Below are 22,666 nucleotides of genomic sequence, written 5' to 3' on the forward strand. Positions count from 1 at the left end.
TCAAACCGTCCGGCGCGGCGGCCCGCACCCGCGTCGGTCCGTCCAGGCGACCAGCGCCGCATGCGGGAGGGTCAGCGCGGCCAGCACGGCGAACGTCGCGGGCAGCGGGTCCGCCCGGTCGCCGGGCCAGATGACGAGGGCCACCAGGGCGGCGACGGCGACCAGCGTGGGGGCCGCCGCCTGCCGGGTGAAGCGACGCAGCGGCGGTCCGACCCGTCCGGCCTCCAGGTCGGCCGTGTTGCGCGGGTCGTGCCGCAACAGCCGGGCGACGTGGCGGCAGGAGTGCCAGGCCGCGAAGTAGGCGCCGACGGCCAGGGGCGGCGGCACGGTACCGAACAGCACGGCGAGGAGGAAGGGCTGGCCGGCGTCGCGGGCGCGTCCGGCGCGGACCTCCCGGATCGTGGTGGCCGCGACCGCGCACAGCACGGTGCCCAGCGCCAGCGCCCGCACCTCGCCCGTGAGCAGCGCCGGCGCCCGGGGGGCCACCGCCGCCAGCAGCGGGTCGACCTGGTCCCGCCACAGGGCCAGCGGGACGACCACCGGCGGCCCGCCGTACGCGAGCACGGCCGTCACCCCCGCCCGGGCCGGCCGGCGGTCCCGCTCCGCGTGGAACGCCACGTCGGCGGCGCCGAAGTGGACGACCGACACGACCAGGAACCCGAGCAGCGCCAGGTCCGGCGCGGCCCGGAAGGCCGCCAGCCCGGCACCGGCCGTGGCGGCGTAGACCGCCAGCAGCGCCACGCGCGCCGGCAGCGGCCGGGCGCGCGCCGACAGCCAGGCGGGCACCAGGTGGTCGACCGCGCCGTGCGGGAGCCCGAGGAGCAGCCCCGCCACCAGGAAGGCCGGGGAGTCGCCCAGCCCGGCGCCGGCGAGCAGCGGCGACGACGCCAGCAGCCCGCCGAGGGCTAGCTGTGAGGCGGTCCCCGCGCGCCGCAGCAACCGTTCCGGACCGGCCGCCGCGCCGGTCCCGCGCGACGGCGGCCGTCCGGCCCGGGTCGGTGCCCCGTCGTGGGCCACGGTCGCCGGGGAGCCGGCCCCGGTGGCCGGGTCAGACGACGGTGAGGTGGCCACGGTCGGACAGGGCGCGTAGCCGGCCGAGATCGACGATGCTCCAGCCCACCTTCGACAGGATGGAGAGCCCGACGAGGAGCACGCTGGTGGTGGTGGAGCCGAGCAGGCCCACGCCGGACGGGCCGAGGATCCAGAACACGGGATAGCCCGCCCAGAGCACGCTGAGCAGCAGGGCGGCCTCCGTGTACACCGCCGCGATCCCGGCCGGCTGGCGGCGGGCGTGGGCGCGCAGCGGCCCCCAGACCAGGCCGTAGACCACGAGCAGGGCCAGCACCCCGATCGCGTACAGGGTGTAGCGGGCCGTGCCGTCCGTCGTGAGGTCGGCGACGAGGCCGCTGAGGATCATCACCACGTTCGCCCCGACGAGGGCGGTCATCAGCCGCCAGCGACGGCCCGGCAGGGAGTGCGTCCCGGTCAGCATCAGGGCCACCAGCAGCAGGGGGGCGGTGACCACCCAGTCGGCGTACCGTGCCCAGTAGACCGTGTGGCCGGCCACCTCCGCCCGCCCGCCGCCCAGGGCCATCACCAGGTACCAGAGGCCGGACCAGAACGGGATCGCGATCGCCACCCGGTACTCGCTGAGCGGGACTCCCCGCGGGTCCGCGCGCCACCGGGTGAACAGCGCGACCCCACCGGCCATGGCGGCGACGTACATCCACAGCCACCAGTCGGTCATGCCCACTCCTCGGCCCGGCCGCCTGCCGCGCCAGCCGGGCGACGCCGTGGCGTCGGTGCCGGCGGGCCGGTGGGAGGTCTCGTTCGGAAGCCCCGGCACCGCCGGTACGGATAGTCTATACGCGGCAAAAGGCTTGCGCCGGGTCAATGGTATCCATATCGCCGCGAAAGGCCGTGAGACCACGATGAACATCGAGAACCTGTTCGGTTACGACGTGGTCCAGTTCACGCTGGTCTCCCACGTGCTCACGCTGGGCTACGCGGTGATGGCCGCCGGACTGGTCTACTTCCTCGCGACCCGCGGCTCGTCCGCACCGCGCTACCAGCTCGCGTCGGTGCTCTCCGCCGTGGTGATGGTGTCGGCCTTCTTCGAGCTGTGGGTGCTCTCGGAACGCTGGGGCCAGGCGTTCAGGTGGGACGGGACGGCCTACGTCCAGTCGGACGTGCTGTTCTCCAACGGCTACCGGTACATGAACTGGGCGATCGACGTCCCTGTCCTGCTGATCCAGTTGCTCATCGTGCTGGGGGTCACCGGTCGGGTGTTCCACCGGACCTGGGCGATGTTCGTGGTCGGCGGCCTCGGGATGATCTACACCGGCTACGCCGGCCAGTTCCACGAGGTGGACCGCTCGGCGCCGTACTGGGTCTGGGGCCTGGTCAGCACGGCGTTCTTTCTGTTCCTGCTCGCCCTGGTGGCCCGGGTGATCTTCGGCAGCCTGGCCCGGCTACCGGAGTCGGCGCGGAACCTCGCCCGGGCCGTCTGGTGGCTGGTGCTGGTCTCCTGGATGCTCTACCCGGGCGCCTATCTGATGCCGGCGATGTGGGACTCCGCCGACGGCGTCGTGGCGCGACAGATCACCTACACGGTGGCCGACATCACTTCCAAGGTCGTGTACGGCGTGTTGCTCGGCGTCATCGCGCGCAAGGTCAGCGCCGCCGAGGGGTACGCCCCGGCGGTGCAGGACGACGTCGCCCGGCCCCGCGGCGGGATCACCTCGGCGGCGCGGTGACGGACCGGCGGGGGCCGCGCCGACGCCGTCGGTAGGATTTGCTGCCATGAGCACGCCTCGCCCCGTCCTCGTGGTGGACTTCGGAGCCCAGTACGCCCAGCTCATCGCGCGTCGGGTGCGTGAGGCGAAGGTCTATTCCGAGATCGTGCCGCACTCGATGCCGGTCGCCGAGATGCTGGCGAAGGACCCGGCCGCGATCATCCTCTCGGGCGGCCCGTCCAGCGTCTACGCCCCGGGCGCCCCGCAGATCGACGCGGGCGTCTTCGACTCCGGCGTGCCGGTCTTCGGCATCTGCTACGGCTTCCAGGCGATGGCCCAGGCGCTCGGTGGCACGGTGGCCCGCACCGGCAACCGCGAGTACGGCGGCACCCCGCTGCGCGCCCGCCCGGACGCCGGGGTGCTGCTGCGCGAGCTGCCGGCGGAGCTGCCGGTCTGGATGAGCCACGGCGACTGCGTGACGGAGGCCCCGGCGGGCTTCGCGGTCACCGCGGAGTCGGCCGGCGCGCCGGTCGCCGCGTTCGAGGACCTGGTCGGGCGCCGGGCGGGCGTGCAGTTCCACCCGGAGGTCGGGCACACCGCGCACGGCCAGGAGATGCTCAGCCGCTTCCTCCACGACATCGCCGGCATCGAGCCGACCTGGACGCCCGAGAACATCATCGACGAGCAGGTCGCCCGGATCCGCGAGCAGGTCGGCGACAAGGAGGTCATCTGCGGCCTCAGCGGCGGCGTCGACTCGGCCGTGGCCGCCGCGCTGGTGCACCGGGCCGTCGGCGACCAGCTCACCTGCGTCTTCGTCGACCACGGCCTGCTGCGCGCGGGCGAGGCCGAGCAGGTGGAGAAGGACTACGTCGCGGCCACCGGCATCAAGCTGAAGGTGGTCGACGCGCAGGAACGGTTCCTCGCCGCGCTCGCCGGGGTGACCGACCCCGAGCGGAAGCGCAAGATCATCGGCCGGGAGTTCATCCGGGTCTTCGAGGCCGCCGCGCGGGAGGTCGCCGCCCACGGCGACGTGGAGTTCCTGGTCCAGGGCACCCTCTACCCGGACGTGGTGGAGTCCGGCGGCGGCACCGGCACGGCCAACATCAAGAGCCACCACAACGTTGGCGGGTTGCCGGAGGATCTGAGGTTCGCCCTGGTCGAGCCGCTGCGCACGCTCTTCAAGGACGAGGTCCGGGCGCTCGGGCTCCAGCTGGGCCTGCCCGAGGCGATGGTCTGGCGGCACCCGTTCCCGGGCCCCGGCCTCGCCATCCGGATCATCGGCGCGGTCGACCGGGAGCGGCTCGACCTGCTGCGCGAGGCCGACCTGATCGCTCGGGAGGAGCTCTCCGCCGCCGGCCTGGACCGGGGCGTCTGGCAGTTCCCGGTGGTGCTCCTGGCCGACGTGCGCAGCGTCGGCGTGCAGGGCGACGGCCGCAGCTACGGGCACCCCGTGGTGCTGCGGCCGGTCTCCAGCGAGGACGCCATGACCGCCGACTGGTCCCGGCTGCCCTACGAGGTGATCGCCCGGATCTCCACCCGGATCACCAACGAGGTCGCCGAGGTCAACCGGGTGGTGCTGGACGTGACGAGCAAGCCGCCGGGCACGATCGAGTGGGAGTGACCCGGCCTCACGCCGCCGGCGGCACGGTCGGCGGGTAGGCCGGCGCCGGCTGCGCGCCGCCGCTCGGCGCCGGGGCCTGCGTCGGGTGCGGCCAGGCGGGCGCGTCGGCCGGCTCCTCGGGCATCAGGAACCACATGATCGGGTACGCGAGCAGCGCCAGCCCGCCGGTCAGCAGACCGGTGACCGCGAAGACGACCCGGACCAGCGTGGGGTCGACGGCGAAGTAGCGGCCGAGGCCGCTGGCGACCCCGGCGACCATCCGGTCCGTGACGGGGCGGCGGAGCTGCTTGTACGGGGCCTGGGGCGGGGTGGTGTAGGTCATGTCTCCACGGTCCGCGCCGGTCGTCGGGTCGGCCTCGGTGACCGCCCGGATCCCTACCCTGACCGGCCCCTGACTCGGGAGCGTTGAGTCAGGAATCTGACTCTTTTCGATGGAGGTAACCCGGGCCGGGGAGAATTTGGCCCCGTGACCACCATGCTGGAGCCGCTCCGCAGAATCGCGGCATACGCAGTTTGTGCTGATTCGGTCGGCCGAGTGTTGCTGGTTCGCGCATCGGAGCGCTCCGGCACCCCCGGCACGTGGTCGCTGCCCGGCGGGGCGGTCGACCACGGCGAGGACCCGCACCACACCGTCGTCCGCGAGACCGCCGCCGAGACCGGGCTCTCGGTCACCGTCGCCGGCCTGCACGACGTGCTCGCCGACATGCGGGCGCTGCCGGAGCGGGGCATCACCATCCACACCGACCGCCTGATCTACCAGGTCTCCGTCCGGGGCGGCACGCTCACCGACCGGGTCGAACGACCGACCGACCTGGCCCGCTGGGTCACCCCGGAGGAGGCGCGCGAGCTGCCGCTGCGCTCGTTCACGGCGCGTGCCCTGGGGCTGCCCGCCTCCTCCGCAGACATCGTCCCCGACGAGGCGCCCGAGTTCCCGTCGTTCTACGCGGTGCCCGGCCCCGACGGGCTGCACCGGGCCCAGCGCTTCGCCGCGTACGCGGTGGTGACCGACCCGGACGGCCGGGTGCTGCTCACCCGGGTCTCCGACGGCTACCCGGGCGCCGGCTGCTGGCACCTGCCCGGCGGCGGCACCGACTACGGCGAGCAGCCCGGCGCCGCCCTGATCCGCGAGCTGGTCGAGGAGACCGGCCAGACCGGCCGCCTCGTCGGACTGCTGGGCGTGGCGAGCCACCGGGACGCCGCCTCCCTCGGCCCGGAGGGCTACCCGATCGACTGGCACGGCGTCCGCGCCTTCTACCGGGTCGTCGTCGACAAGCCCGCCCCGCCCACCGTCGCCGACGTCGGCGGTTCCACCTGCGAGGCTCGCTGGTTCGGCCGCGAGGAGCTGGGCGCCCTCCCCACCGACCGGCTCACCGAGGTGACGGCCGAGGCCGTCCAGGCCGCCCGCCTCGACTGACCCGCCCGCGCCGCCGTCGGCCATCGGGGCCGACCGGGCGGTGGGCCGCCCCCGGCACGACTAACCTCATGATCGACACAGTGGTCTGCGGGCGGGGAGCGCGGGTGGACGGACGGCGGCGGGTCGGGGCGTACGGGGTGTGCCGGAACGCGGACGGGCGGGTGCTGCTGGCCCGGGGCTCCGCCTCGTGCCCGTTCCCCGGGGTCTGGCAGCTGCCCGGAGGCGGGCTGGAGCACGCGGAGCACCCGGCACACGCGGTGGTCCGGGAGTTCGCCGAGGAGACCGGCCTCACCGTGGCGGTGACCGGGGTGCGGGCGGTGCTCGCCGACGTGACGACCTTTCCCGATCCCGGTGCGGCGGTGCACACCGACCGCCTCGTCTTCGACGTCGCCGCGCGGGGCGGCGAGCCGCGCCCGGAGCCCGCCGGCGGCAGCGACCGGGTGGACTGGTTCACCGCCGAGGAGGCGGCTGCGGTGCCGCTGATGCCGTTCACCGCCGAGGCGCTCGGCCTGCCCGTCGTGCCCCTGCCGCCCGGCCTGCCCCGAGCGCCGTGCCCGGAGCCCGCCGCGCCGCCGGCCGACCGGCGGCAGCGCTTCGGGGCGTACGGGCTGGTCACCGATCCCGCTGGTCGCGTGCTGCTCACCATGATCGCCGACGGCTACCCGGGCGCCGGCAGGTGGCACCTGCCCGGCGGCGGCACGGACCACGGCGAGCAGCCGGTCGCCGCGCTGCTGCGCGAACTGGTCGAGGAGTCCGGCCAACTCGGCCGGGTGGTCGAGCTGATCGGCGTCGACAACCTGCACAACCCGGCCGCGCTGGGCCCGGAGGGGCGCCCGCTCGACTGGCACGGCATCCGGGTGATCTACCGGGTCGCCGTCGACGCGCCGACCGAGCCGCGGGTGACCGAGCAGGCCGGCGGCTCCACCGCGCGGGCGGGCTGGTTCGCACCCGGGCGGCTCGTGGAACTTCCGCTCACCGAGATCGCCGCCCGGGCGCTGGCCAGTGCCCCTCCCGGGGCCCGCCCGTAACCGGACATCGAAGCCCCCGGCACCCGCTCGCCGAGCCGAGCGGGACGGGGTCCGGTACATTCGAGGTGGGGTTGGTGGAGGAAACGGGCGATGGAGCCCGGGATGGGAATAAGAGAGCGGTTCGAGCGGTTCGACCAGATATAAGTACCGCCGGCAGCTATCGCCAACCCGCGTTCCCCTATGCGATGGTGTACTCCGCAAAATGGCTGCCGGGCCAGAAAGGTCCGGCACGAGACAGCCGGACACCCGCCCTCGTGGCGGTCAGCCGATCCGGTGATGGAGGAATCGTGCCGAGAGCCCCTTGGCGCCGGCGTCGTACCACTGACAGTCCGCGCCCCGCAGGGCGTCGCTGGGCGGGCCCGTTGCGCCGCAGCAGCACGCTCGCCCGGCAGGTGCTGCTGGTCCGGGTCGGTCGTCGCGACGGTGACCCGCACCGCGCCGGCGACCTGGCGCTGCCCGAGCACCGCTACGCCGACCGGCCGCGGCGCCGCTACGGGTTGAGCCCCGTCGAGCGCGCCGAGGTCGCCTCGATCGTCCCGGTCAGCCCCGCCCTCGGTCCCACGACACCCGTCGACGACGAGTCTGCGATCTCGATCCCGCTGCTCCCCGGCGAGCGGACGGTCGCCCGCCGGGTGAAGTTCGCGGTGGTCAACGCCTGCACCCTCAGCAGCCTGATGCTCGGCATGCTGGCGATCTTCCTGGCGATGCGGGGCGACGTACGCGTCGCCGCGCTCTGCCTGATCGCCTGCGTCGTCTTCGACGGCCTCGACGGCGCGCTGGCCCGCAGGTTCGGCGTGGCCAGCCCGTTCGGCGCGCAGATGGACTCGCTGGCCGACATGTGCTCGTTCGGGCTCGCCGCCCCCGTGGTGGTCTACGCCTCGCTGGCCGGCTCGGTCTCCACGGCGGCCGCCGCGGTGGCCTGCGCCCTCGTCGCGGCGTGCGCCGCGATCCGGCTCGCCCGGTTCAACGTCTCGCCGAAGGACGGCCGGTTCTTCTGCGGCGTCCCCACGACGATGGCGGCCGCCGTGCTGGCCCTGACCGTCGCCATCGGGCTGCCGGTGCCGGGCACCGTCCAGGTCGCCGGCGTGGCGCTGCTCGCCTTCGCGATGGTCTCCAGCTTCCCGTACGCGAAGCTGGCCCGGCTCGTGAAGCTGCCGCCGTGGCTGTGGCTGGCTCCGGTGATCGGCGCGCTCATCGACATCCGGCTCACCTTCGCCCTGATCGTGGTGGGATACCTGGTCAGCGGGCCGGTGCTCTGGCTGCACCAGCGCCGCGCCGCCTGATCCACGCAGCCGAAAAGGGGCGCCGCGCGCGCGGCGCCCCTTTTCGGCTGTCCGTCCCGGCGCCTCAGCGCCAGCGGGCGATGACCGTGGCGCCCCCGACGACCTTGTCCCCCGGGCCGACAAGCGGCTCCGCCGCGTCGGCGGGCAGGTAGACGTCGGTGCGGGAGCCGAACCGGATCAGCCCGAAGCGCTCGCCCCGGGCCAGCAGCGCGCCGATCGGCGCCCGCTGCACGATCCGCCGGGCGATCAGGCCGGTGCGCTGCGCCACCACCACCGTGCCGCGCGCGGTGTCCAGCACCGTGTAGGCGGCCACGTTGTGCTCCGCCGCCGGCTTCATCGCGTTGGCGAAGCCGCCGTCGGCGACGAAGTAGTCGACCACCTTGCCGGCCACCGGGGCGCGGTTGACGTGCACGTCCAGCACGGAGAGGAAGACGGCGACCCGCAGCCACTCGCCCGCGCCGAAGCGCTCGTCGTGCATCCGCTGCACGGAGAGCACCCGCCCGTCGGCCGAGGCGACCACCGCCGCCGGGTCCTCCGGCACGTCCCGCTCCGGGTCCCGGAAGAAGGCGGCGACCGGGCCGGCGGCCAGGGCGGGGAGCAGCCAGAGCTTCGACCTCGGCCGGGTCAGCCGGGCCACGGCGGCCAGGCCGAGCGCGATGCCGGCCGCGGCGACCCCGTTCGAGTCGATGTGCATGCCGCGGGTCAGCGGCACGCTCGACGGGCGGTGCGCCGGAGCCAACCGGTCGGCCGAGGCGGCGTCGGCCGGGGTGAGGCGGAGCCGGTAAACCCGCAGCGGCGGGGTGTTGCGCAGCACCAGGTCGGTGCCGACGCCGTACAGCGCGCCCTGCCGGTCCAGCTCGGCGGCCGCGCCCGCCGTGCGCCCCGGCGTGGCGGCGGTGGCCACGCTCAGCACCGCACCCTCGGCGAGATACTTGGTGAGGCCCTCGACGGCGGCACGGGCCTCGTCGGCCGTGCCGGTGAGCGGTTCCCCAGCGACGACCACGGCGGCCGGCTCGGCCTCGGCGAGCGTGTCGACCACGCGGACCCGGTCGGCGACCCAGCGGCCCTGGGCGGTGACGTGGGTCCGCAGCGTCGCCGGGTCGGCCGAGGCCGCCGGCACCAGGGTGAGGGTGTCGCCGGGCAGCAGCGCGTCGATCGCCGCGGCCAGCACCGCGGACTCCGGCGTCGCGCCGACCAGCAGCGCGGCCTTGGGGTCGTTGATCCGGGCGAGCTCGGTGACGAGGGTACGGGCGGCTCGCTCGCCGATGCGGACCGGACCGGACGGGCCGGGGGTGCGCACGGCGGGGGACTGCGTCATGTCGGGCGGGCTCCTGACGGGGTAGAGACGGAATCGCGGCGGGACAGCCACGGCGGGGCGGTCCGGCCGGCGCGGCGGCCAGGTCGGCGCGGGCCGGCCGGCGGAGGCGAGATCTCCACCGGCCAGCATAGGCCGCTGCCGCCGCCGGCGGCACCGCTGTGGTCAGCCGCGCGGACGCTCTCCACCGGCCGGGGGTCCGTCCACCGGTCGGGTGGGGCCTTCCTCGTCGGCGACGCGCTCCTCGACGGCCTCGGCCCGCCCGTCCGTGACGACCTCCGTCGGCCACTCGTCGGCCTCGTCCCCGACCCGCGGGTCGGTCGCCCCCCGAGGGGCCGGCCCGCCCGACCCCGGCCCGTCGGTCGTCGGCCCGCCCGAGATCGGCGCGGAGACGTCCCACTCGGGGCGACCGCCCCACTCGGGCCGGTCGCCCCAGTCGGATCGTCGGCCGCCCCAGGAGGCCGGGTCCTCGGCCGGGCCGGGCCGGTCGAGGTCCCACCGGGTCGCGTCGGCCTCGGGCGCGGCCCGGTCGGACGCCCCGCCCTCCGCCTGCGGGGCCGGCGGTACGGAGGCGGGCGCGTCCGCTGCCCCGGGCGCCGCCGCCGGGGCGGACCGCCCGGAGCGCAGCGCGCCCACCAGGCCGAGCAGACCGATCAGGATCAGCGCGCCGGCCAGGAACCAGCCGACCGGCGGCAGGGCGAGCCCGAGCAACTGGGCGAGCAGCCACCACGCGGCGAAGCCGAGGAAGACCAGCCCGAAGGCGAACGACACGACGTCGGTGCGGTGGGCCTTCACCGGGTCACCTCCAGGTTGCCGGCGTTGACGTGGATGTAGAGGCGCAGCGTGCCGCCGCCGGCCCCGTCGGCGCCGAGGTCGACCGCCTCCCGGAGCTGGCCGTCGAGCCCGCCGGAGCGCTTGCCGAAGACGACCGCGTCGCCGGCGTTGACGTCGGCCACCGTGGTCACGTCGACGTTCGGCGGCACCACCACGGTGCACTCGCCGAAGTTGACGGAGACCGTGATCTGGGTGTCCTTCTTGTCGAAGTCGACGGCGCGCAGGTCCAGGACCGCGTCGCCGAAGCTGTTCTCGTACCGGTCGGCCAGGTCGCGGTGGTCGGTCGGCGCCCAGGTGACGTTGCCGTCGACGCCGCGGATCCGGTCGTAGGACTCGGCCACGGTGGCCACCCCGAGCGCGGCGGCGGCCACCACGCCGAGCGCGATCAACCACCGCGCCCGCCCGAACCAGGTGCCGACCAGCAGGCCGAGGCCGATGGTGGCCAGTGTGGCGGCGAAGTACGCCGACGCGCCGACGTCGAAGATGTCCAGCAGGTCGATGACGGCGACCAGGCCCAGGGCGAGGAAGATCAGCGAGAACGTCACCGGCCCGAGCGAAGAGCGCTCGCGCGGTCGCTTCGGCGGCTTCGTCGGCGGTTTCGGCGGCGTGGGCGGGCCGGTGGTCGGCCCACCGTGCGGCGCGAACGGGCCGTGCGGGGCGAACGGGCCGTGCGGCGCGAACGGGGGCCGGTAGCCCGGCGGCAGGGGCGGGGGCAGCGGGGGACCCGGCGTCGGGCTGCCGCCCGGGGACGCGGCGGGCCACCCGGAGGTGGGTGTCACCGGCGGCCAGCCGGCGGCGGCCGTACCCGTGGGGGGGTGTCCGGGCGTCGTCGGCGCGACCAGCGGCGGGGCGAGCGGCGCGGTGGTGGGCTCGGGCGGCTGACCGGAGACCGGAACCGGGGCGCCCCCGTGCGGGTACGGGCCGGGCGCCGGCGCGGCCGGGCCCGACGGTGTCACGGCGACCTCCGGCGCGGCGGCGTACGCGGCCGGGGCGGGGTAGCCCACCGGCGGTACGGGCCCGGGCGGGGCGGCGGGCGGCCCGGGCGGTACGGGGCCGGCCGGGGCTCCCCGGTTGTCCCGGTTCAGCAGCAGCGCGCCGCCGACCAGGATGGTGGCGCCGAGCAGCACCGCCCGGAACGCGTCGGTGACGATGTAGCCGAAACTGATCGCGACCAGGATGCTCAACACGATCACGGTCACCGGGGACATGCTGGACCGGCCCCGGCCGAGCATCGACTCGACGGGGGAGGCGCTGTCCCCCTCGCCCGGAATGATCAGCCAAGCGGTGACATAGACCAGGATGCCGATGCCGCCGAAGAAGCCGAGCACCGCCAGCAGCACCCGCCAGAGCACCGGGTCGGTGTTGGTGGCTCGGCCGATCGCCGCGCAGACGCCCGCCAGGTAGCGGCCGTCGCGGGGGCGGACGAGCCCGTACCGCGAGGTGAAGCCGGCGCCGCCGTACGACGGCTGGGGCCCGCCGGTGGGGTCGGCGCCGGGCGGTGGCGCTCCGCCCGCGGCGGCGGCCGGCGCGGCCACGGGCGGTGGCGGCTCGAAGCCGGTGGGTGCGGGACCGCCGGCGGGCGTCGCGGCGGGGGGTGCTCCACCCGGCTGTGTCGCCCCGGGAGCGGGGAACTGGGCAGCTTCCTCGGTCATGTCCCGATCCTGCTGCCCCGGGCGGCCGGACGACCTCCGGTCCCGACCCTGACCCCACCCTGAGATCCCGGCGGGGCGAATGTCGGGGGCGTCCCCGTGGTCGGGCGGCGCCGGATCGTGTGACGATCGACCCGGCGCCGGAAGCGAACCGTCGCTCGTTCTCGTGCCCGTCGTGACCAGGGGGTATCCGATCAGCGCCGTGATCCAGCCACCCCGCCTCTACCGTGCCCCCGAGCACCGGATGGCCGCCGGGGTGGCCGCCGGTATCGCCGACCACCTCGGCATCTCCGTGCTGCGGGTGCGGGTCGCCTTCATGGTGCTGCTCGGGCTGAGCGGGCTCGGCCTGCTGCTCTACGCGGCCTTCTGGGCCGTCGTGCCGCTGCGTCCGGGCGACACCGCCGTCGCGCCCCGCCGGGACGTCGCCCAGCTGCTGCCGTTCGTGGCGATCGGCCTCGGTGTGCTGCTGGTCCAGGTGATGGTCTTCGACTCGGTCGGCGCGGCCGGCACCGCCGGTTGGCTGGTCGCGATCATCGCGGTCGGCGCCGGCGTGATCTGGCACCAGTCGGCCCCCGAGCGGCGGCTCCAGTGGGGCGGCTCCATGCCGGTGCCGTGGCTCGGTGCGGTGGTGGAGGAGAGCGACCGGCGGGCCTTCGTGCTCCGGTTCATCGGCGGCGGGGTGCTGGTCGCGGTCGGCATCATCGGGGTCGCCGCGGTCTACTCGCCGGCGCAGAACTTCGACGCCGTCCTCAACGGCGTGATCTTCGCCCTGGTCGGGCTGGCCGGGGTGGGCGTGGTGGCCGCGCCGGTGCTGTGGCGGACGTACAACCAGCTCCGGTCGGAGCGCGAGGGGCGCATCCGCGAGCAGGAGCGGGCCGAGTTGGCCGCCATGGTGCACGACCAGGTGCTGCACACCCTCGCCCTGATCCAGCGCAACGCGAGCGACGTCAAGACCGTCCAGCGGCTCGCCCGCGGGCAGGAACGCTCGCTGCGCAACTGGCTCTACAAGCCGGCCGGCTCGCCCACCGAGCGGTTCGCCGCCGCCCTGGAGCAGGCCGCCGCCGAGGTCGAGGACACCTTCGCGCTCACGGTCGAGGCCGTGGTGGTCGGCGACCGGGAGACCGACGAGCGGGTCGGCGCGCTGGTGGCCGCCGCCCGCGAGGCGCTGGTGAACGCCGCCCGGCACGCCGGGGTGCAGACGGTCTCGCTCTACGCCGAGGTCGAGCCGGATCAGGTCAGCGTCTTCGTCCGGGACCGGGGGAAGGGCTTCGACCCGGATACGGTGGAGGACCACCGGCACGGCGTCCGAGGCTCGATCATCGGGCGGATGAGGCGGCACGGCGGCCGGGCGGAGATCCGCTCCGGTCCGGGTGAGGGGACCGAGGTCCGGTTGATCCTGCCGATCTCCCGGGACCCGGCAACGGCGGAGAGGGACAAGTCATGACCGAGCAGTCGATGGAACCGGTCGAGGGGGCGGCTGCCCGCGCCGAGCGCCTGCGGGTCTTCCTCGTCGACGACCACGCCATGTTCCGTGCCGGCGTCCGCGCCGAGCTGGGCGCGCACGTCGAGGTGGTGGGCGAGGCGAGCACCGTCGGCGAGGCGGTCACCCGGATCGCCGCCACGCTGCCCGACGTGGTGCTGCTCGACGTGCACATGCCCGACGGCGGCGGCCGGGCCGTGCTGGAGGCGATGCGGCGTACCCATCCGCAGGTCAAGTTCCTGGCGCTGAGCGTCTCGGACGCGGCGGAGGACGTGATCGGGCTGATCCGGGCCGGCGCGCGGGGCTACGTCACGAAGACCATCTCCCCGGACGAGCTGGCCGCCGCGGTCCGCCGGGTGGCCGACGGCGACGCGGTGTTCAGCCCCCGGCTGGCGGGGTTCGTGCTGGACGCGTTCGCGGCCCGCCCCGACGCCCCGGTGGCCGACCCGGAGCTGGACCAGCTCACCAACCGCGAGCGTGAGGTGCTGCGGCTGCTCGCGCGGGGGTACGCCTACAAGGAGATCGCCAAGGAGCTCTACATCTCCATCAAGACCGTGGAGACGCACGTGTCGAACGTGCTGCGCAAGCTCCAGATGTCCAACAGGTATGAGTTGTCCCGCTGGGCGGCCGATCGCCGGCTGGTGTGAGCCACTTTTTATCGCCATCTTTTCGGGCGTAAGAGACGAAGGCGGCCCACCGGGGCTGACAAACGATCAACGATCGCCCCATAATGCCCCGTCGCGTTCTCGCGTGCGGGTGGTGCGCATCCCGCGGGAACGGCGGCTCGACGCAACCCGCCCTGTGCGGGTCACCCCTGGGGAGAGGTGCACCAAACTGATGTTCGGACAACGAGGACGGCGCTGGGCGCGGATCGCGCTCGCGACCGTCGCGGGTGGCGCGCTGGCGCTCGGCTCCGCCGCGCCTGCCGCCGCCGAGCCGGCGACCGGTGTGGCCAAGTCGGTGAAGGGCAGCAACGTCACGCTGCTGCTCGACGGCAAGCCGAAGAGCACCGGGGCGCTGGCGCTCAAGATCGACGACAAGCTCGTGCCGGCCTTCTGCATCGACTACCACACCAACGTGGCGATCGACGGCAAGTACAAGGAGGGCACCTGGAACGAGTCCCAGGTGAAGAACCTGGGCAAGGTGCAGTGGGTGCTCACCCACGGCTACCCGAACGCCGACTCCGCCAAGCTGCTGGCCGCGGCCGGGGCCACCGTGCCGGAGCAGGCCGACAGCAAGAACCTGCTCTACTTCGGCACCCAGACCGCCGTCTGGCACTTCAGCGACGGGATCACGCTGGGTGACTGGGTCAAGGACAAGGGCCTGCTCGGCAAGAAGCAGTACGACGTGGTCAAGAAGGTCCACGACTACCTGATCGCCAACGCCACCGACCAGCCCGAGCCGAAGGCCGAGCTGAGCGTCGACCCGGCGAGCGCCAAGGCCACCGTCGGCGAGAAGGCCGGCCCGTTCACCGTCAAGGGCCCGGCCGGTGAGATCACCGTCGCGGTCAGCGGCGGCGCGGCGGTCGACGCCGAGGGCAAGCCGGTCACCACGACCACCAACGGCGGCCAGTTCTGGCTCACCGCGGACGGCGCCGGCGAGGTGAAGGTGACCGTTTCCGCCCAGGACTCCGTCTCCTTCGGCCGGGTGTTCCTGTTCACCGGCGAGCGCGCCGCGCAGAAGCTGATCCTCGGCGGCAGCACCGGCGCGACCGTGACCGCCGCGGCCGAGGCCGCGTTCACGACGCCGGCCGAGTCCCCGTCGCCGAGCGCCCCGGCGCAGTCGCCCACGCCGAGCGCCCCCGCGGAGTCGCCGTCGCCGACCGCTCCGGTCGACAGCCCGGCCCCGTCGACCTCGCCCGCCGGAAACGGCGGCGACCTGCCGCTGACCGGCTCCCCGATCGCCGCCGCGATCGCCGCCGGCGTGGCCCTGCTGGCCGCCGGTGCGGTCGCCGTGCTGATGTTCCGCCGGCGCAAGCTGCGCTTCACCGCCTGATCGACGCCCGTTCACGGCCCCGGCCCCGGTACCGCCCCGCGCGGTGCCGGGGCCGGGGCCGTTCGGTGCCCGGTTCGGCCGGCGGGAGATCGGCGCGCGGCACGGCCGTCCGGCGGCAGCCGTGCCGGCCCGGCGCGGGCCCGGGTGTCCCGGCGGCGGCGAATCCCCGTGACCGCCTGAGCCGGAGCAGGTACGCGACGTCGGCGCCCTCGTCCGCCCAGGCGGTGACGGTGCCCGCACAGCCGAAGCCGACATCGTCCGGATGGGCAAAAACGGCCACCGCGCGGACGACGTCGACGGCCGCCGCCGGAGGCGGCGGGGAAGCTCACAGTCGCCGGTCGAGCCGGGGGCGCGGGACCCCTCCGAACCATGTCTTTCCTGCTCAGAGCGGTACGACTCGCGTAGATCATGATCTTTTTTCAAGTATCGGCAACGTGGCGACCAACTAACGGCTTGATAACGGCACCTTCACGGAACGGGCCGGTGGGTGTCACAGTGGCAGCACCTCACCCCTCATGTGAGGCACTTCGTACGGCCTGACGACCACGGACCCGCTCGATGACGGTGCTCCGTGGTGGTCTCGTGTGTGCGGTGCCGAAGCGCGACGGGCGGGGCGGCCCGGCGGATTCGTACAACATCTTGTCCCGAATTCACTGCGGTGAAACCGGCTCCCCGCGGCGCGGGGCTGCCGGACGTGTCACCCCCTTACGTGCGTGAAACCCACGACGGATCCAGGTTCAGAAAGAGGAGGCCCCTCGGAATGAGAGTCTCGAAGCGGGCAAGCAGCGCGGTCGCGCTGGGCGCGGCATTCGCGCTCGTCGCGTCCGGTTGCTCGAGCAGCGACAGCGACGGCGGGGACGCCGGCGCGAGCGCCGACGGCGCGATCACCATCGACGGCACTCAGCCGGAGGTCGGCCTGGTCCCGTCGAACACCACCGAGACCGGTGGTGGCGCGATCATTGACTGGATCTGGACCGGCCTGGTCGAGTACCCGAACGACGGCAGCGCCCCGCGCAACGCGGTCGCCGAGTCGATCGAGACGACCGACTCCAAGGTCTACACGATCAAGATCAAGAAGGACACGAAGTTCCACGACGGCACCGTCGTCAAGGCCAAGAACTTCGTGGACGCCTGGAACTGGGGCGCCTACTCGCCGAACGGCGCGCAGAACGGCAGCTTCTTCGCCGACATCCAGGGCTTCGACCAGGTCCACACCGAGGACCCGGACGGTGCCGAGGGCCCGAAGAAGGCCCCCGAGCCCGCGGCCAAGGAGATGTCCGGCCTGAAGGTCGTCGACGACTTCACCTTCGAGGTGACCCTCGCCGCGCCGACCGCCGTGTTCCCGACCAAGCTCGGCTACAGCACCTTCATGCCGCTGCCGGACGCGTTCTTCACCCAGGGCGCCGAGGCCTTCGGCAAGAAGCCGATCGGCAACGGCCCGGTCAAGTTCGTGTCGTGGGAAGACGACGTCCAGATCAAGCTGACGCGCTTCGATGACTACTCCTTGAACGACAAGATGAAGATCAAGGACGTAAACATCAAGATCTACCAGGACGACACGGCGGCGTACAACGACCTGCTCGCCGGCAACCTGGACTTCCAGCAGCAGGTTCCGGTCTCCGCCATCGCGGGTGACAAGTGGAAGAACGACCTGGGCGACCGGGCCATCTCCTCCACCACCCCGTCGACCGGCATCATCGCCTTCCCGATCTACGACAAGCGCTTCCAGAACCCGAAGCTGCGTCGCGCCGTCTCGCTGTCGATCAACCGCCAGGAGATCAGCGACAAGATCTTCTTCGGTTCGCGCAAGCCGGCCGACAGCTGGGCCAACCCGCTGACCCCGGGCGCCAAGGCCGGCAACTGCACCGCCTGCCAGTTCAACGTCGACGAGGCCAAGAAGCTCCTCGCCGAGGCCGGCGGCTTCACCGGCGAGCTGGTCATGTACTACAACGCCGACGCCAGCCACAAGGAGTGGATGGAGGCCGTCGCGCAGCAGGTCAAGACGAACCTCGGCATCAACGCCCGCGCCGAGGGCGTGCCGACCTTCGCGGTGTTCCGCCAGAACATCAACGCCGGCAAGATGAACGGCATGTACCGCGCCGGCTGGCAGCAGGACTACCCGGACGTCGAGAACTGGATCAACCCGCTCTACGTGACCGGCGGTTCCTCGAACGACGGCAAGTACAGCAACCCGCAGGTCGACGCCCTGGCCAAGGAGGCCAGCGCCTCTCCGAGCGTGGAGGCCGCGCACGCCAAGTTCGCCGAGGCCGTCGCCATCATCGACCAGGAAGTCCCCTCGGTCCCGGTCTACTTCGGTGGTCAGCAGTCCGGCCACTCGGACAAGATCAAGAAGATCGAGCTGACCAACGTCGGTGAACTCGACCTCACCTCGGTCGAGCTCTGATCCGAACGGTCTGACCCCGGGTCGGGCTCACCTACCGGTGAGCCCGACCCGGGCCGTTCCGTGAGGGGGCGTCACCCCACTCCCTCGCCACGTCTGTCATCCCCGTGTCGGCCGTCCGACGCGCGCCCCCTGTCTGGAGGACCACCCCATGGGCCGTTATCTGTTGAGACGGCTGCTCCAACTCATCCCGGTCTTCATCGGGACGACGTTCCTGATCTATTGGCTCGTGTGGTCGGTGCCCGGCGATCCCTTCGCGGGCAAGTGTGGCGAGCGTCCCTGCCCCGACAGCTTCGTCAACAAGATGACCGAGAAGTTCAAGCTCGACGAGCCGCTCGTGGTGCAGTACGGCAACTACATGAAGAACCTCTTCCAGGGCGACTTCGGGCAGACGTTCGGCGGCCGGGAGATCGGCGACATCATCGCCACGTCGTACCCGAACACCCTGAAGCTGGCCCTGGTGGCGCTGGCCGTCGAGGCGGTCATCGGCCTGACCGCGGGCGTGCTCACCGGTCTGCGCCGCAACGGCTTCCTGGACAACCTGGTCCTCGTCTCCAGCCTCTTCCTGATCGCGCTGCCGATCTTCGTCATCGGCTTCGTGGCGCAGTGGCTGCTCGGCGTGCAGTGGGGCATCGTCAAGCCGACGGTCTCCAGCGAGATGCGGCTCTCCGAGCTGATCGTGCCCGGCTTCGTGCTCGGCAGCGCCTCGATGGCGTACATCGCCCGGTTGGCCCGCACGAGCATCGCGGAGAACCGGCGCGCCGACTACGTGCGCACCGCGATCGCCAAGGGCCTGCCGATGCGCCGGGTGGTCGGCATCCACCTGCTGCGCAACTCGCTCATCCCGGTCGTGACGCTGCTCGGCACCGACCTCGGTGCCCTGATGGGCGGCGCGATCGTCACCGAGGGCATCTTCCAGGTCAACGGGATCGGCCAGCAGGTCTACCGCGCGATCATCACCAAGGAGAGCGCTACGGTTGTCTCCATCGTGGTGGTCCTGGTGCTCGTCTACCTGCTGATGAACCTGGTGGTCGACCTGCTCTACGCCGCCCTGGACCCGAGGATCCGCTATGAGTGAGCGCAGCGAACGAATCATGATTGCAGCGTGCGTGGGCACCCCCGCCCACGCCGAGCGGAGTGAGGTACGGGCATGAGTGACCCGAGTGCCGCCTCGATCGTCAGCACCCCGCCGGCGGAGGCGCCCAACGAGATCGGCGCGCCGACCAACGCGGGCCTGCCGGAGAACGCCCGCAAGGAGAAGCCGCGCGGCCTGCTCGGCGACGCCTGGCGTGACCTGCGCCGCAAGCCGCTGTTCTGGATCTCCGCGGCGTTCATCGTCCTCTTCCTGCTGATGACGGCGTTTCCCTCGCTGTTCACCTCCGGCGACCCGGAGAACGGCAACCTGCAGAACAGCCTCGTCGGGCCGTCCTCGGAGGCCTGGTTCGGCTACGACTTCCAGGGTCGGGACGTCTTCGCCCGGGTGATCCACGGCACCCGCGCGTCCATCGTGGTCTCCCTGCTCTCGGTGCTCGGCGTGCTGCTCTTCGGCGGCGCGATGGGCATCGTCGCGGGCTACCGGGGCGGCTGGGTGGACGCGCTGCTCTCGCGGATCGCCGACATCTTCTTCGGGCTGCCGTTCGTGTTGGGCGCCATCGTGATCCTGACCACCTTCAACGGGTCGGGAACGAGCAACAGCAAGGCCGAGATCATGGGCCTGGTCAGCATCTCCCTGATCGTGTTGGGCTGGCCGGTCGTGATGCGGCTGATGCGCTCCTCGGTGCTGGCCACCAAGGAGGCGGACTACATCGTCGCCGCCCGCGCCCTGGGCGCCGGGACGGGCCGGATCATCCTCAAGCACCTGTTGCCGAACTGCCTCGCCCCGCTGCTGGTCTACGGGACGATCCTGGTCGGCTCCTACATCGGCGCCGAGGCGACGCTCTCCTTCCTGGGCGTCGGCCTGAAGAGCCCGGTGGTCTCCTGGGGCATCATGATCAATGAGGCGCAGTCCCTCATCCGCGTTGCGCCCTACCTGCTCTTCTTCCCCGCCGGGTTCCTCGTCACCGCAGTGCTGAGCTTCGTGATGCTCGGCGAGGCGGTCCGCGAGGCCCTCGATCCGAAACTCCGCTAGGGGAGATTCAGTGTCCGACATTCTGGTGTCCGAGCAGTCCGCAGCCGGCGCGTCCGGCCGCCCCTCGGGCAGGTTGCTCGAGGTCGAAGACCTCCGGGTGGAGTTCCGCACCCGGGACGGCGTCGCCAAGGTCATCAACGGGGTCACGTACCACGTCGACGCGGGGGAGACCCTCGCCGTGCTCGGCGAGTCCGGCTCCGGCAAGAGCGTCACCGCGCAGACCGTCATGGGCATCCTCGACACGCCGCCCGGCTTCGTCACCGGCGGTCAGGTCCGCTTCCACGGCAAGGACATGCTCGGCATGTCCTTCGAGGAGCGGCGCCGCATCCGCGGCGAGGGCATCGCGATGATCTTCCAGGACGCGCTCTCGGCGCTCAATCCGGTCTTCACCGTCGGGTTCCAGATCGCCGAGCAGTTCCGGGTGCGGCGCGGGATGAGCCGCTCCGACGCGAAGAAGCGCGCGATCGAGATGCTCGACCAGGTCAAGATCCCGAACGCCAAGGGCCGGTTCAGCAGCTACCCGCACCAGTTCTCGGGCGGCATGCGGCAGCGCGCGATGATCGCGATGTCGCTCGCCCTGGACCCGGAGGTGCTGATCGCGGACGAGCCCACCACGGCGCTCGACGTGACGGTGCAGGCGCAGATCATGGACCTGCTCGCCGAACTCCAGCGCGAGCGGCGGATGGGCCTGATCCTGATCACCCACGACCTCGGCGTGGTCGCCGACGTCGCGGACCGGATCGCGGTCATGTACGCGGGCCGGATCGTGGAGGAAGCCAACGTCTACGACCTGTACGCCAAGCCGGCGCACCCGTACACGATCGGTCTGATCAACTCGATCCCGCGGCTGGACGAGAAGGGGCAGGAGCTCCGGACGATCAAGGGCCTCCCGCCGAACCTCATGAACATCCCGCCGGGCTGCCCGTTCAACCCGCGCTGCCCCATGGCGCAGCCGGTCTGCCGGGAGAAGGTCCCGCCGCTGCTGCAGGTGGGCGCCGGCCGGGCCAGCGCCTGCCACTTCGCCGAGGAGCTGGTGAACCGTGACTGAGAACATCCTCGAGGTCCGTGACCTGGTCAAGTACTATCCCGTGACCCGGGGCGTGGTGTTCAAGAAGACCATCGGCCACGTCAAGGCGGTCGACGGGGTCTCCTTCGAGCTCAAGGCCGGCGAGACCCTCGGCGTGGTCGGCGAGTCGGGCTGCGGCAAGTCGACGCTGGCCCGGGTGCTGATGAACCTGGAGAAGCCGACCGGCGGCAGCGTCCACTACAAGGGCCAGGACATCTCCAAGCTCTCCGGTCCGGCGCTGCGTCGGCTGCGCCGGCAGATCCAGCTGGTGATGCAGGACCCGTACACCTCGCTGAACCCGCGGATGACGGTCGGCGACCTGATCGGCGAGCCGTTCGAGATCCACCCGGAGGTGGCGCCGAAGGGCAGCCGCCGGGACAAGGTCAAGGAACTGCTCGACCTGGTGGGCCTGAACCCGGAGCACATCCACCGCTACCCGCACCAGTTCTCCGGTGGCCAGCGGCAGCGCATCGGCATCGCCCGGGCGCTCGCCCTGCGGCCCGAGATCATCGTCTGCGACGAGCCCGTCTCCGCCCTGGACGTGTCGATCCAGGCCCAGGTCATCAACCTGCTGGAGAAGCTCCAGGACGAGCTCGGCCTGTCGTACGTCTTCATCGCGCACGACCTGTCGGTGGTCCGGCACATCTCGGACCGGGTCGCGGTGATGTACCTCGGCAAGATCGTGGAGATCGGCACCGAGGACGAGATCTACGAGCGCCCGACCCACCCGTACACCCAGGCCCTGCTCTCGGCCGTGCCGGTGCCGGACCCGACCGTGCGGGAGAACAAGGCGATCATCCGCCTCACCGGTGACGTGCCGTCGCCGGTCAGCCCGCCGTCGGGCTGCCGGTTCCGGACCCGGTGCTGGAAGGCGCAGGACGTCTGCGCCGAGCAGGTCCCGCTGCTGGAGATCCGCCCCGGCTCGGACCACCCGAGCGCCTGCCACTTCGCCGAGAAGCGCGAGATCGTGCACACGCACGAGGCGTGATCCCCACGGAACCGCCCGCCGACGTCATCGCGACGACGGCGGGCGGTTCCGTCGTTCCGGACGGTCCGCCACCGCCCGCAGGCGGCGGCGTCGCGCCCCGGCGGCGGCCGGGGACGCGACGGTCCGCCCGCCGCTGCCGAAGCCCGGGTGGCGAAGGCGCTGAACGCGGTGGGTACGCCTCACAGGGGGCCGCGGCCGGCGCGGAGCAGCAGCAGCGCGAGTTGCGTGCCGTCGGCGCCGAGGGCGCTGCGGAAGCGCTCCAGGATCTCCCGCTCCCGGGACAGCACCAGCCGGGTGCCGCCGGAGGCCATCCGGGTGACCCCGACCTCCTGGGAGAGCCGCGCCCGCTCCTGCCAGAGCTCGACCAGCGCCCGGTCGATCTCGTCGATCCGCTCCCGGATCTCGACGATCCGGGCGGCGGCGGCCGGTTCCGGGGTGCCGGTGCGCGCCTCGGGCCTCGGGTCGTCGCCCCCGGGCGCGCCGCCCGGGGGCGCGGCGGCACCGGGGCCCGGCCGGCCCGCCTCGGGACGCGTCACGCTGCCGCTCGACTCCACCACGTCTGACATCATCGGGTACCCCTCGCCGTCCGGTGCCCGGTGCCCGGATCCCGGGACGGAGAAAGCCCCGGGCTCCAGGAGCCCGGGGCTTTCTCGTAGGTCTGGTTGATCAGGCGCGACCCACGGCTGCCGGACTCCCGGTGCCGTAGTAAAAGAAGCGGATGCGCTGACC

The 22,666-nt window shown here is 72.9% G+C and carries 19 protein-coding genes and 1 pseudogene; 13 read left to right on the forward strand and 7 right to left on the reverse strand.

Annotation, left to right across the window (positions count from 1 at the left end; all coding sequences use genetic code 11):
* Complete coding sequence (locus tag V6V16_RS17495; protein ID WP_334563352.1) at positions 1-1,071, reverse strand: Brp/Blh family beta-carotene 15,15'-dioxygenase; 1,071 nt, start codon at positions 1,069-1,071, stop codon at positions 1-3.
* Positions 1,049-1,747: a bacteriorhodopsin gene (locus V6V16_RS17500; protein WP_334563353.1), complete on the reverse strand. Its 699-nt coding sequence runs from the start codon at positions 1,745-1,747 to the stop codon at positions 1,049-1,051. Before V6V16_RS17500 ends, V6V16_RS17495 begins: the two co-directional genes overlap by 23 nt.
* A gap of 184 nt (positions 1,748-1,931) precedes the next feature.
* Here V6V16_RS17500 and V6V16_RS17505 point away from each other — a divergent pair, with 184 nt between their 5' ends.
* Entirely contained in the window at positions 1,932-2,756 is an 825-nt protein-coding gene (locus V6V16_RS17505; RefSeq protein ID WP_334563355.1) for a bacteriorhodopsin, read from the forward strand.
* A 46-nt stretch (positions 2,757-2,802) separates the two neighbouring features.
* The gene (guaA, locus tag V6V16_RS17510; RefSeq protein ID WP_334563357.1) at positions 2,803-4,356 is read left to right on the forward strand and encodes a glutamine-hydrolyzing GMP synthase; all 1,554 of its coding nucleotides are present in this window, start codon (positions 2,803-2,805) and stop codon (positions 4,354-4,356) included.
* Positions 4,357-4,363: 7 nt separating this feature from the next.
* On the opposite strand, the gene V6V16_RS17515 is transcribed toward guaA, so the two are convergent.
* Positions 4,364-4,678 carry a PspC domain-containing protein gene (locus V6V16_RS17515; RefSeq protein WP_334563358.1) on the reverse strand — a complete coding sequence of 105 codons (315 nt, stop codon included), beginning with the start codon at positions 4,676-4,678 and terminating at the stop codon, positions 4,364-4,366.
* Between the two features lie 144 nt (positions 4,679-4,822).
* On the opposite strand from V6V16_RS17515, the gene V6V16_RS17520 reads away from it, so the two are divergent.
* From V6V16_RS17520 to V6V16_RS17530, 3 genes are all read left to right on the forward strand, one after another.
* Positions 4,823-5,770, forward strand: a complete 948-nt coding sequence (locus V6V16_RS17520; RefSeq protein WP_334563359.1) for an NUDIX hydrolase — start codon at positions 4,823-4,825, stop codon at positions 5,768-5,770.
* A gap of 68 nt (positions 5,771-5,838) precedes the next feature.
* Positions 5,839-6,798 carry an NUDIX domain-containing protein gene (locus V6V16_RS17525; protein WP_442934100.1) on the forward strand — a complete coding sequence of 320 codons (960 nt, stop codon included), beginning with the start codon at positions 5,839-5,841 and terminating at the stop codon, positions 6,796-6,798.
* A 362-nt stretch (positions 6,799-7,160) separates the two neighbouring features.
* Positions 7,161-8,081, forward strand: a complete 921-nt coding sequence (locus tag V6V16_RS17530) for a CDP-alcohol phosphatidyltransferase family protein (RefSeq protein ID WP_334563361.1) — start codon at positions 7,161-7,163, stop codon at positions 8,079-8,081.
* Between the two features lie 64 nt (positions 8,082-8,145).
* On the opposite strand, the gene V6V16_RS17535 is transcribed toward V6V16_RS17530, so the two are convergent.
* From V6V16_RS17535 to V6V16_RS17545, 3 genes and pseudogenes are all read right to left on the reverse strand, one after another.
* Positions 8,146-9,399: a phosphatidylserine decarboxylase gene (locus tag V6V16_RS17535; protein ID WP_334563362.1), complete on the reverse strand. Its 1,254-nt coding sequence runs from the start codon at positions 9,397-9,399 to the stop codon at positions 8,146-8,148.
* Positions 9,400-9,936: 537 nt separating this feature from the next.
* Positions 9,937-10,191 (reverse strand): annotated as a pseudogene (locus tag V6V16_RS17540) (hypothetical protein); the annotation flags it as partial.
* Positions 10,188-11,882, reverse strand: coding sequence for a PspC domain-containing protein (locus tag V6V16_RS17545; RefSeq protein ID WP_334563364.1), 1,695 nt, complete (start codon positions 11,880-11,882; stop codon positions 10,188-10,190). The pseudogene V6V16_RS17540 and the gene V6V16_RS17545, both read right to left, overlap by 4 nt.
* A gap of 199 nt (positions 11,883-12,081) precedes the next feature.
* On the opposite strand from V6V16_RS17545, the gene V6V16_RS17550 reads away from it, so the two are divergent.
* The 8 genes from V6V16_RS17550 to V6V16_RS17585 all read left to right on the forward strand — a co-directional run bounded on the left by V6V16_RS17550 (position 12,082) and on the right by V6V16_RS17585 (position 21,937).
* Positions 12,082-13,323 (forward strand): PspC domain-containing protein, encoded by a 1,242-nt coding sequence (locus V6V16_RS17550; RefSeq protein ID WP_334563397.1) that lies wholly within the window; start codon positions 12,082-12,084, stop codon positions 13,321-13,323.
* The gene (locus V6V16_RS17555; RefSeq protein ID WP_334563366.1) at positions 13,320-14,006 is read left to right on the forward strand and encodes a response regulator transcription factor; all 687 of its coding nucleotides are present in this window, start codon (positions 13,320-13,322) and stop codon (positions 14,004-14,006) included. The genes V6V16_RS17550 and V6V16_RS17555 overlap by 4 nt, the downstream gene beginning before the upstream one ends.
* A 190-nt stretch (positions 14,007-14,196) precedes the next feature.
* A complete protein-coding gene (locus tag V6V16_RS17560; RefSeq protein WP_334563368.1) occupies positions 14,197-15,354 on the forward strand; it encodes a thioester domain-containing protein in 1,158 nt (385 codons plus the stop codon).
* 760 nt (positions 15,355-16,114) lie between these two features.
* Positions 16,115-17,758, forward strand: coding sequence for a peptide ABC transporter substrate-binding protein (locus V6V16_RS17565; RefSeq protein WP_334563370.1), 1,644 nt, complete (start codon positions 16,115-16,117; stop codon positions 17,756-17,758).
* A gap of 148 nt (positions 17,759-17,906) precedes the next feature.
* Positions 17,907-18,833 (forward strand): ABC transporter permease, encoded by a 927-nt coding sequence (locus tag V6V16_RS17570; protein ID WP_334563371.1) that lies wholly within the window; start codon positions 17,907-17,909, stop codon positions 18,831-18,833.
* Positions 18,834-18,905: 72 nt separating this feature from the next.
* The gene (locus V6V16_RS17575; RefSeq protein WP_334563372.1) at positions 18,906-19,883 is read left to right on the forward strand and encodes an ABC transporter permease; all 978 of its coding nucleotides are present in this window, start codon (positions 18,906-18,908) and stop codon (positions 19,881-19,883) included.
* Positions 19,884-19,908: 25 nt separating this feature from the next.
* Positions 19,909-20,931 (forward strand): ABC transporter ATP-binding protein, encoded by a 1,023-nt coding sequence (locus V6V16_RS17580; RefSeq protein WP_334563399.1) that lies wholly within the window; start codon positions 19,909-19,911, stop codon positions 20,929-20,931.
* A complete protein-coding gene (locus V6V16_RS17585) occupies positions 20,924-21,937 on the forward strand; it encodes an ABC transporter ATP-binding protein (protein WP_334563374.1) in 1,014 nt (337 codons plus the stop codon). The genes V6V16_RS17580 and V6V16_RS17585 overlap by 8 nt, the downstream gene beginning before the upstream one ends.
* A 179-nt stretch (positions 21,938-22,116) precedes the next feature.
* On the opposite strand, the gene V6V16_RS17590 is transcribed toward V6V16_RS17585, so the two are convergent.
* A complete protein-coding gene (locus tag V6V16_RS17590) occupies positions 22,117-22,506 on the reverse strand; it encodes a chorismate mutase (protein WP_334563376.1) in 390 nt (129 codons plus the stop codon).
* Between the last annotated feature and the right edge of the window lie 160 nt (positions 22,507-22,666).

The sequence above is a fragment of the Micromonospora sp. CPCC 205561 genome (genome assembly GCF_036906775.1).
Lineage (GTDB): Bacteria > Actinomycetota > Actinomycetes > Mycobacteriales > Micromonosporaceae > Micromonospora.